This window comes from uncultured Mycobacterium sp., from assembly GCF_964249325.1.
In the GTDB taxonomy this organism is placed as follows: Bacteria; Actinomycetota; Actinomycetes; order Mycobacteriales; family Mycobacteriaceae; genus Mycobacterium.
On sequence record NZ_CAXUCH010000036.1, the window covers coordinates 19,702 to 27,140 of the forward strand.

Here is a 7,439-nt window from a genome sequence, read left to right on the forward strand (position 1 = left end):
GAGGCAGCGATGGCTCAAGAGCAGACCAAGCGTGGCGGTGGCGGCGGCGATGACGACGACCTCACCGGCAGCAACGCCGCGGGCCAGGAGCGTCGCGAAAAGCTGACCGAGGAAACCGACGATCTGCTCGACGAGATCGACGACGTTCTGGAGGAGAACGCCGAGGACTTCGTGCGCGCGTACGTCCAAAAGGGCGGACAGTGACCTGGCCGTTCCGCGATCGCCTGGTCACTAATTCAGCACTACCCGGAGTCCCCGCTAGCACTGTAGATCTGTCCTCGTTCGCCGACTTCCTGCGCCGCCGGGCGCCGGAGCTGCTGCCGGTGTCCGCCGGCGGCGCCGAGCCGGTCGGGGCCGGTGGGCCCAGTCATCAGCTGCCGCATGGGACAACGATCGTCGCGCTGAAATACCCCGGCGGTGTCGTCATGGCCGGCGACCGGCGGTCCACCCAGGGCAACATGATCGCCGGACGCGACATCAAGAAGGTCTACATCACCGACGACTACACCGCGACCGGCATCGCCGGCACCGCCGCCATCGCGGTCGAATTCGCCCGGCTCTACGCCGTCGAGCTCGAGCACTACGAAAAGCTCGAGGGCGTGCCGCTGACATTCGCCGGTAAAGTCAACCGGCTGGCGATCATGGTCCGCGGCAACCTCGGGGCCGCCATGCAGGGGCTGGTCGCGCTGCCGCTGTTGGCTGGCTTGGACATCGACGATCCTGATCCGCAGAAAGCGGGCCGCATCGTCTCGTTCGACGCCGCAGGAGGCTGGAACATCGAAGAAGAGGGCTACCAAGCGGTGGGCTCGGGATCAATCTTCGCCAAGTCGTCGATGAAAAAGCTCTACTCGCAGGTCACCGACGCCGATTCGGCGCTGCGGGTGGCCGTGGAGGCGCTCTACGACGCCGCAGACGACGACTCCGCCACCGGCGGACCGGACCTGGTTCGCGGCATCTTCCCCACGGCAGTCAGCATCGGACCAGAAGGCGCCGTCGACGTGCCTGACCAGCGCATCGCCGAGCTGGCCCGCGAGGTCATCGAAAGCCGTTCGCGCGCTGACACTTTCGGCCCGGACGCGCAAGCGGGTGAGAAGTGAGCTTCCCGTATTTCATTTCGCCCGAGCAGGCGATGCGCGAGCGCAGCGAGCTCGCGCGCAAGGGCATCGCGCGTGGCCGCAGCGTGGTCGCGTTGGCCTACGCCGGCGGAGTGTTGTTCGTCGCCGAAAATCCGTCGCGCTCGCTGCAGAAGATCAGCGAGCTCTACGACCGGGTCGGCTTAGCGGCGGCCGGCAAGTTGAACGAATTGGGCAACCTGCGCCGCGGTGGCATCCAGTTCGCCGACACCCGCGGCTATGCCTATGACCGCCGCGACGTCACCGGCCGGCAGCTGGCCAACGTCTACGCGCAGACCCTGGGCACCATCTTCACCGAACAGGCCAAGCCCTACGAGGTCGAGCTGTGCGTGGCCGAGGTAGCGCACTACGGCGAATCCAGACCCCCTGAGCTGTACCGGATCACCTACGACGGGTCAATCAACGACGAGCCGCATTACGTCGTCATGGGGGGCACCACCGAGCCGATCGCCAACGCGCTCAAGGAGTCCTACACCGAAAACGCGGACTTGGCCGACGCGGTGCGGATCGCCGTCGAGGCGCTGCGGGCGGGCAGCGGCAATGGCTCCGGCGACCAGCCGGCCCTGGGTGTGTCGAGCCTGGAAGTCGCGATTCTCGACCAGAACCGGCCGCGGCGGGCGTTTCGGCGGATCACCGGCGCGGCACTAGAAGCGCTGTTGCCCAAACCCTCCGGCTCGGGTAAGGGCAAGTCGTCGAAATAGGCCACCGATTGAACGTCGCGCATTTGGCGTGACGCGCGTTCGGCGGGTCGCGTAGCTTGGCCCACAGGACAGGATTGCAAGCTGCGGAGGTCGCCTGATGAGCGCGCTGCATATCCCGGTGATCGACTCCTTCGCGGGGCAATACCTGTTCTTGTCGAACTTCGCACCCGCGCCCACGCCCCATCGGGGTTGGCTGTATCCGACCAGCGAACATGCCTTCGCCGCCGCGAAGACACGTGACCCGGGCGCGGTGGCGGCCATCCGCGACGCCGATGATCCGGCACGGGCTAAGCAGATCGGGCGTGCCGCGCCGCTGGTTGAGGGCTGGGAAGCCGGTGGCAAATTCGCGGCGATGGAAGAGGTGGTCAGCGCCAAGTTCGATAACAATCCGGATCTGGCTCGCCGGCTACGGGACACCTACGGCGTGCTGCTGGTGGAAGGAAATACGTGGCATGACCAGGTTTGGGGCTCGTGCCGGTGTGACGAGCACTGCGACATCCCCGGCGGAAACGCGCTCGGCGTCATCCTGATGGCCGTGCGGTTACGGCTGGCCGCGCGGCTGCGATGACCGGTTCGCCCCAGACGCGGGAGCTGAACAACACCAACGGCTTTAGCGGCATCGCAGACAGTGTTGCCGAACGCGCAAATCGGTGCTACCTTGCGGAAGCACCTCGTTAGGCGAGGCTCCTGGACGAACATAGGCCACTGATCTGACGACGTCGAGAGACGCCCAAGATCAGGACAGATCTCCCCGGCTTAAGGGGTGGTCCCAAGTGGCTTTCCCGGATGTGCGGGCATACGTCGGCCAGTGCCAAAGCTCAACGTGTGAGGGCAATGTCGCCGCTCGACCGCATCTGCGGTGCCCCTCTGTGTGCATGTTTTGACCGACATCGAGTACGGAAGACAGGTGTTCCCATGACCAGCACGATCGACATCCACGTCGTCGGTTCAGCAGATGGGCTGCGCCTGACTCCGTATGAGGCTATGCAGCAGGATCTGCTGTACCTCCGCGGCGAGCTGGAGCGCGCCGGTATTCCGTTCTTGCTCATCCGCGGTGCGGACGGCCGCCCCGCGCTCGTCGTCGACATTGCCCTGCGCGGCCGGGTGGCCGACGCCCTGATGGCGGCCTGCCTGGACGCGCCGCTGCGCGCCAAGGTTCTCGACGGAACTGGTCGCCGCTCTGTGTATCTCGGCGACGGGCTGCTGTCGGTGGCACCGGACCCGCGGCTGCTGCGGATATTCCGTCGGCGCGAATGTCCGCGCTCCGGCATGCGTTACGGCGCTTCGGCCGGCGTGGAGCTGCAGTTCTGGGTGTTCGACGGGCAGCAGGCAATATGCCCGATCGAAAACTCGCTGACCCGCAAGACCTTGGCGCTCAACGAGGTTGAATACACCACGGTTGAACTGCACGGTCGGACATGGCCGACGATCGCTGGAATGTTCACCCCGCACGCCGGGGACATCACCTTCGACATCGACATGGTGTTCTCCTGGGTGGACGGCAACGACCCGGAGTTCCGGGCGCGCCGGGCAGCGGCGATGGCGAATCACCTTGTCGGGGAAGGCGACGACGCCGACGCGCGGATCCGCCACATCGACGAGCTCAAGTACGCCCTGCGGTCGGTGCACGCCTTCGCGCCGTGGGTGCGTCGCATCTTCATCGCGACCGACTCGCCGGTGCCGCAGTGGCTGGCCCCGCACCCGAAGATCACGATCGTGCGTGCCGCGGAGCACTTCACCGACCTTTCTGCGCTGCCGGTGTACAACAGCCACGCGGTCGAGACCCAACTGCACCACATCCCTGGACTGGCCGAACATTTCCTGTACTCCAACGACGACATGTTCTTCGGGCGGCCGCTGTCGCCGGCGATGTTCTTTTCCCCCGGCGGGGTCACCAAGTTCATCGAAGCAGGCACCCGAATCGGGCTGGGCGCCAACCACCCCGAGCGCAGCGGCTTCGAGAACGCCGCACGGGTCAACCGGCAACTGCTGTGGGAGAAGTTCGGAAAGATCATCACCCGCCACCTGGAGCACACCGCTGCCCCGTTGCGCAAGAGTGTACTGGTCGAGCTCGAGCGCGAGTTCCGGCAAGACTTCGCCCGCACCCAGGCGAGCCGCTTCCGGTCCAGCACCGACATCTCGGTGACCAACTCGCTGTACCACTACTACGCGTTGATGACCGGGCGCGCGGTACAAAACGAGGCGGCGAAGGTGCTCTACGTGGACACCACCCTGCGCTCGGGGCTGGCGAAACTGCCGAAGCTGCTGAAGAAGCGCAAGTTCGACTTCTTCTGCCTCAATGACGGCAGCTTCCCCGAGGTGAGCGCCGAGGAGCGAGCCCGGGTGGTTGGCGAGTTCCTCGAAAGCTACTTCCCGGTGCCGGCACCGTGGGAACGAGTGGTTGCCGACGAGTGAGAGAACCGCGCGGGTCGGTGCGTTAGTCGCCGTCCGCTGGGAATCACCTGCGGTCCGCCAATTGTGGTGGGATGCGCGGTATTCGGGTCGCCGGCAGGATGCTCACCGCAGCGTCGCTAAGTTCACGCTGCACGGTTCCCGGCGGGACGAACCGCCCCACGGTGGGCCCGGAGGCCAGCGGAATGACGGTGTGCACTACCGTGTCTGGGTAGCAGTGCACCAGATTGAATGCCTGTGCGCCGTCGCGCCCACGGGTTCCCGGGGTCAACAGATCTTGCGTGTAACAGCTCGCCGATGCCACCGACACGGGGATGCCGGCGAAAGTGGCTGCGCTGGAGTAGTGCAGGTGCCCGGCCAGGATGCTGCGCACATCGGTGCCGCGTAGCACGGCGGCCAACGCTGCCTGGTCGCGCAGTTCCACCATGACGGCGAGGTCCTGCACGCAGGGGATCGGCGGGTGATGCATGGCGAGGATGGTGCCGAAGGGAGCGGGGTTGGCCAGCTGGTCGGCCAGCCACCGCAACTGCTCGGGCGCGATCTCCCCGTGGTGGTGGCCGGGAACCGAAGTGTCCAGCACGATCACGCGCAACCCGCCGATATCGTGCACCCGGTCCATCGGCGCCATCGTCGGGCTCTCACGCAACAGATGTTCGCGTAGCGCTGCTCGATTGTCGTGGTTGCCCATTACCCAAATGACCTGAGCACCAAGGCGACGCGCCAACGGCTCGACGAGTTCGCGCAGCTTGCGGTAAGCGTCCGGCTGGCCGCTGTCTGCCAGGTCGCCGGTGAAGATCAACGCGTCGGGACGAGTTTGGGAGGCTTCGAGCCGCTCCAGCAGCTCCGAGAATCGGGCGACGGCGTCGACATGTCCATACAGATCGTCGTCGCCGGCTACCAGGTGGGTGTCGCTGATGTGTGCAATGACGTGGTCCGGCCGCGGATGCTCCGCGGCCCTGGGTCTATCCACCGGACTACAAGCACCTCTCTGACGAGCAACTGGCACCGTCAACTCTACCGAAGCGGTACTGGAACGCTGGTAAAGCAGGCGTTGACGTCGAGCTTCGGCGACCACGACCGGCCGTCCTCGACGAGCCGGCGCATCAGTTCGGTGTCCGAGCTCGCTAGGGTTCGTCGCAGCTCATCGAGCTTGTCGGCCAACGCGGTGAAGCCGGCAGCGGGTGCGCGTAGCCGCGCGATCGGTCCGGTGCAGCCGGCATGCCTCACGCCGCACGTGAGCGCGCCAGCTCGCCGACATCATCCACTGCGGGGCTTCCACACCCTTTGCGCGTTTAACCAGTACGCTCGAATCGTGCAGCGGCGAATCATGGGCATCGAGACCGAATTCGGTGTTACCTGCACATTTCACGGCCACCGCCGTCTGTCACCGGACGAGGTGGCCCGGTACTTATTTCGTCGGGTGGTGTCCTGGGGTCGCAGCTCGAACGTGTTCCTGCGCAACGGCGCGCGGCTCTACCTCGACGTCGGTAGCCATCCCGAGTACGCCACGGCCGAGTGCGACAACCTGGTGCAGCTGGTCACCCACGACCGCGCCGGCGAACGGGTGCTGGAAGACCTGCTGATCGACGCCGAGCAGCGGCTGGCCGACGAGGGCATCGGCGGAGATATCTACCTGTTCAAGAACAACACCGACTCGGCCGGCAACTCCTACGGCTGCCACGAAAACTACCTGATTGTGCGGGCCGGCGAGTTTTCCCGAATCTCCGACGTGCTGCTGCCGTTCTTGGTGACCCGCCAGCTGATCTGTGGGGCCGGCAAGGTGCTGCAAACTCCCAAGGCCGCCACGTTTTGCCTGAGTCAGCGCGCCGAGCACATTTGGGAGGGCGTGTCGAGCGCAACGACCCGATCACGCCCCATTATCAATACCCGCGACGAGCCGCACGCCGACGCCGAGAAGTACCGGCGCCTGCATGTCATCGTCGGCGACTCCAACATGTGCGAGACCACCACCATGCTCAAGGTGGGCACGGCGGCGCTGGTGCTGGAAATGATCGAAGCCGGGGTGGCGTTCCGCGACTTCTCGCTGGATAACCCCATCCGGGCCATCCGGGAGGTCAGCCACGACGTCACCGGCCGCCGCCCGGTGCGGCTGGCCGGTGGCCGGCAGGCCAGCGCGCTGGACATCCAGCGGGAGTACTACGCGCGCGCCGTCGAACACTTGCAGACCCGGGAGCCCAACGCGCAGATCGAGCAGGTGGTCGACCTGTGGGGCCGCCAGCTCGACGCCGTCGAAAGCCAGGACTTCGCCAAGGTGGACACCGAGATCGACTGGGTGATCAAGCGCAAGCTGTTCCAGCGCTACCAGGACCGCTACAACATTGAGCTCTCCGACCCAAAGATCGCCCAACTCGACTTGGCCTACCACGACATCAAACGCGGCCGCGGGGTGTTCGACCTGCTGCAGCGCAAGGGTCTGGCGGCGCGGATCACCACCGACGAGGAAATCGAAGAGGCCGTCGACACGCCCCCGCAGACCACCCGCGCCCGGTTGCGCGGCGAGTTCATCAGCGCCGCCCAGGCCGCCGGACGCGACTTCACCGTCGACTGGGTGCACCTCAAACTCAACGACCAAGCCCAGCGCACCGTGTTGTGCAAAGACCCGTTCCGGTCGGTCGATGAACGGGTCAAGCGGCTGATCGCCAGCATGTAGCGGTTATCCCGGGCAATCTAGGCTAAGCCCCGTGGCGACCTCCAAAGTCGAACGGTTGACGAACCTCGTCATCGCCCTGCTGTCCACCCGCGGCTACATCACCGCCGAAAAGATCAGGTCGACCGTCGCCGGCTACTCCGACAGTCCCAGCGACGAGGCCTTCTCCCGCATGTTCGAGCGCGACAAAAGCGAGCTGCGCGACCTCGGGATCCCGCTGGAGACGGGCAGGGTGTCAGCGTTGGACCCTACCGAGGGCTATCGCATCAACCGCGACGCCTACGCGCTGCCGCCGGTGGATCTGACCCCGGACGAGGCGACCGCCGTAGCGGTGGCCACCCGACTGTGGGAGTCGCCCGAACTGATCACCGCAACCCAGGGCGCACTGCTGAAACTGCGGGCGGCCGGGGTGGACGTGCAGAGCGACTGCGAGGAGGGCCTGTGTGGAAGCCGCGAGGTCGCGGTCCTCGCGGGCGACCTCGATCACCGCGACAGGGTCCTGAGCGGCACCGAGCGCGCCGGCGG

At 66.1% G+C, this 7,439-nt stretch carries 8 protein-coding genes, 1 pseudogene and 1 riboswitch; of the genes and pseudogenes, 7 read left to right on the plus strand and 2 right to left on the minus strand.

All coding sequences use genetic code 11. The features are described 5' to 3' along the window. The first annotated feature begins 9 nt into the window (after nt 1-9). The 5 genes from ACFE99_RS07260 to ACFE99_RS07280 all read left to right on the plus strand — a co-directional run bounded on the left by ACFE99_RS07260 (nt 10) and on the right by ACFE99_RS07280 (nt 4,249). A complete protein-coding gene (locus tag ACFE99_RS07260) occupies nt 10-204 on the plus strand; it encodes a ubiquitin-like protein Pup (protein ID WP_083087421.1) in 195 nt (64 codons plus the stop codon). Then, nucleotides 201-1,097 (plus strand): proteasome subunit beta, encoded by an 897-nt coding sequence (gene prcB / locus ACFE99_RS07265; RefSeq protein WP_375483822.1) that lies wholly within the window; start codon nt 201-203, stop codon nt 1,095-1,097. Before ACFE99_RS07260 ends, prcB begins: the two co-directional genes overlap by 4 nt. After that, nucleotides 1,094-1,834, plus strand: a complete 741-nt coding sequence (prcA, locus tag ACFE99_RS07270) for a proteasome subunit alpha (RefSeq protein ID WP_375483824.1) — start codon at nt 1,094-1,096, stop codon at nt 1,832-1,834. The genes prcB and prcA overlap by 4 nt, the downstream gene beginning before the upstream one ends. A 97-nt stretch (nt 1,835-1,931) precedes the next feature. Beyond that, complete coding sequence (locus tag ACFE99_RS07275; protein WP_375483826.1) at nt 1,932-2,402, plus strand: NADAR family protein; 471 nt, start codon at nt 1,932-1,934, stop codon at nt 2,400-2,402. A gap of 95 nt (nt 2,403-2,497) precedes the next feature. Beyond that, nucleotides 2,498-2,671: riboswitch (M-box (ykoK) riboswitch) on the plus strand. Nucleotides 2,672-2,749: 78 nt separating this feature from the next. Beyond that, nucleotides 2,750-4,249 carry a stealth family protein gene (locus ACFE99_RS07280; RefSeq protein ID WP_375483828.1) on the plus strand — a complete coding sequence of 500 codons (1,500 nt, stop codon included), beginning with the start codon at nt 2,750-2,752 and terminating at the stop codon, nt 4,247-4,249. A 43-nt stretch (nt 4,250-4,292) separates the two neighbouring features. Here ACFE99_RS07280 and ACFE99_RS07285 read toward each other — a convergent pair whose 3' ends face one another. Then, a complete protein-coding gene (locus tag ACFE99_RS07285) occupies nt 4,293-5,216 on the minus strand; it encodes a phosphodiesterase (protein WP_375483830.1) in 924 nt (307 codons plus the stop codon). A gap of 44 nt (nt 5,217-5,260) precedes the next feature. Beyond that, entirely contained in the window at nt 5,261-5,473 is a 213-nt protein-coding gene (locus tag ACFE99_RS07290) for a hypothetical protein (RefSeq protein WP_375483832.1), read from the minus strand. Between the two features lie 85 nt (nt 5,474-5,558). Here ACFE99_RS07290 and pafA point away from each other — a divergent pair, with 85 nt between their 5' ends. Beyond that, nucleotides 5,559-6,917: a Pup--protein ligase gene (gene pafA / locus ACFE99_RS07295; protein ID WP_139797809.1), complete on the plus strand. Its 1,359-nt coding sequence runs from the start codon at nt 5,559-5,561 to the stop codon at nt 6,915-6,917. 31 nt (nt 6,918-6,948) lie between these two features. After that, a pseudogene (locus tag ACFE99_RS07300) lies at nt 6,949-7,439 on the plus strand (WYL domain-containing protein); the annotation flags it as partial.

Bases quoted from the DNA above. Each gene is read 5' to 3' on its own strand.
- ACFE99_RS07260 (WP_083087421.1), top strand. From the start codon at position 10: ATGGCTCAAGAGCAGACCAAGCGTGGCGGTGGCGGCGGCGATGACGAC.
- ACFE99_RS07275 (WP_375483826.1), top strand. From the start codon at position 1,932: ATGAGCGCGCTGCATATCCCGGTGATCGACTCCTTCGCGGGGCAATAC.
- ACFE99_RS07280 (WP_375483828.1), top strand. From the start codon at position 2,750: ATGACCAGCACGATCGACATCCACGTCGTCGGTTCAGCAGATGGGCTG.